At 33.3% G+C, this 2,013-nt stretch carries 1 protein-coding gene; it reads right to left on the bottom strand.

The features are described 5' to 3' along the window. Positions 1-1,600 (bottom strand): BapA/Bap/LapF family prefix-like domain-containing protein (locus ACTJIX_RS14765; protein WP_440611562.1); only part of this gene is annotated, 1,600 nt, incomplete at its 3' end. Between the last annotated feature and the right edge of the window lie 413 nt (positions 1,601-2,013).

The following is a 2,013-nucleotide window of genomic DNA, read 5'->3' as shown; positions in this document are numbered from 1 at the left end:
CAATATTCGCTGTCCACTCACCTGTTTCCAAGTTAACAATTTGTGCTTCAACAACTTGATCACCTACTGTAACTTTAATTGCTGTAAGCGTACTGTCTGATGGAATTGAGCTTAACTTACCCACAATAGGAACATTTAAAGACGTTGATTCTACGGCATTGACAATACCGTCAGTAGCAATACTTACAATGTCGAAAATTACGTCACCTAATGCTGGTGGTGTGATGTCCGATTCAAATCCACCATTGGCTTTATCCAAGACTTTCTCTGAACCCGGGTTGCCTGCAAGGTCTGTGTACGACCCTTCTTTTAGTTTAAGACTTGGTTGATCTGTACCTGCCTGTTTAAAGCTTAAAGTCCAGACTGTTTTATCATCTGCAAACTGTTGAAGACCTGAAATCAAGCCACCTTTCGCTTCGAAGTCAGAAAGCTCAAGGCCCTTAATCTCTTCATTAAAGGTAATCGTAATTGTGACAACTTCATCTTTGGCTAGAACTTTATCTGCAGGTTCAATACTTTTAACTTCAGGCTTACTTAGGTCTACTTCATAATTTGAAGCTGTACTCTTGGTGGAGGTATTACCCGCTTGATCCTTAAAGGTTACTGTCGCATTAACTTCACCAGCTACATTACCAAATGATGCCCCTTGAAGTTGTGCCGACCAAATACCATTTTTAAAATCAAAAATAATGGCATCAACAGTCTCTTCACCTACCGTAACTTGAATCTTAGTTGCGATGCTATCTTTAGGTATCGAGGTCAATTGACCAATTACAATAACTTTGTCGTTTGATTCCTCAATATTAATTACACCATCTTGCGCAATTCTATCAATTTTAAGGATCACATCATCTACTATCGGCGGGGTGAGATCTATAATCGCTGACTCTGTAACACTGTCAGAAACATTGCCTGCTTTATCTTTAATTTCTACAGTAACATCAAATTTACCTTCAGTTTTTCCCTCTAAAGGTACATTAACTACAATTTTACCTGCTTCAACATCTTCTTGTGTAAGTGCATGCTCTTCACCATTTACGATCACTTTATCCTGATCTGTTAAGCCTGTAGGTAAGTCTATAGTGACTTCAACCTTATCATCTTGAACTTCTTCTTTATTGATAAATGAATCACCATTACCAATGATGACATCCTGAGGCTTTTTCACTTTTGTTACTGCTTCTGATGATCCGCCACCCCCACTACCTCCTGCCGCACCCGCAATTAGACCAATTCCACCAAGCGCTAAACCAACAAATGGCCAAACACTTACAAATGAACTTTCTGACTGCCCATATAATAATGGTTCAATCTTATCTATAGGGTTATAAGTGATTGTTTTAAAATCAAATAAAAATAATTCTACTTGCTCATTTCTAAAAACTAACGAGCTTTCTTCTATATTAAAATTATCAACAACTATTTTTTCACCGTTCTTTAAAGTGATTACCACCTGATTATTTAAATATTCAATCTTTTCTATATCTTCAACTTTTACATCTATTAAGACAATGGAGCTATCAGTTAATTTAATTTTATGTAAATAATTTTTTATTAAACTATTACTACCATTTTCTTTTGCAATCACTTGAACCTGCATAGGAGCCCCTAAAAAAACCAACCAAAATAATCAGAATTAATTAAACGTTTATTTTGTTTATTTTTCAAGTATTTAATTTTTCCAAAATTATCTTACAAATTAAATTAATAATCCCAATTGATTTAACTTAACAACATGAAATCATTATGATTTTATCCATTCCAATTTTACTAAATTATGAAAAATTAATAATTATTATCTTTTATTTATATAAAGATCTTTATTTTAATAAAAATAATAGACTTAAGTCTAAATCCATTTATTATCTTAAGATAATCTTAAAATTTAATTCAATATAGTAGATCTCTTTCATAAATCAAAAAACGATCTTCTTTTTGGTTAATATTTGCACTTCGGATTTCTTGGCATTCGTGCATAATCTGCGGATGAAATACATCGATTCAAACAAGCTT

It is taken from the genome of Acinetobacter sp. 22323 (genome assembly GCF_052044895.1).
In the GTDB taxonomy this organism is placed as follows: domain Bacteria; phylum Pseudomonadota; class Gammaproteobacteria; order Pseudomonadales; family Moraxellaceae; genus Acinetobacter; species Acinetobacter schindleri.
The sequence above is the reverse complement of the archived record's forward strand: the minus strand, read 5'-3'. Positions and strand labels throughout refer to the sequence as shown.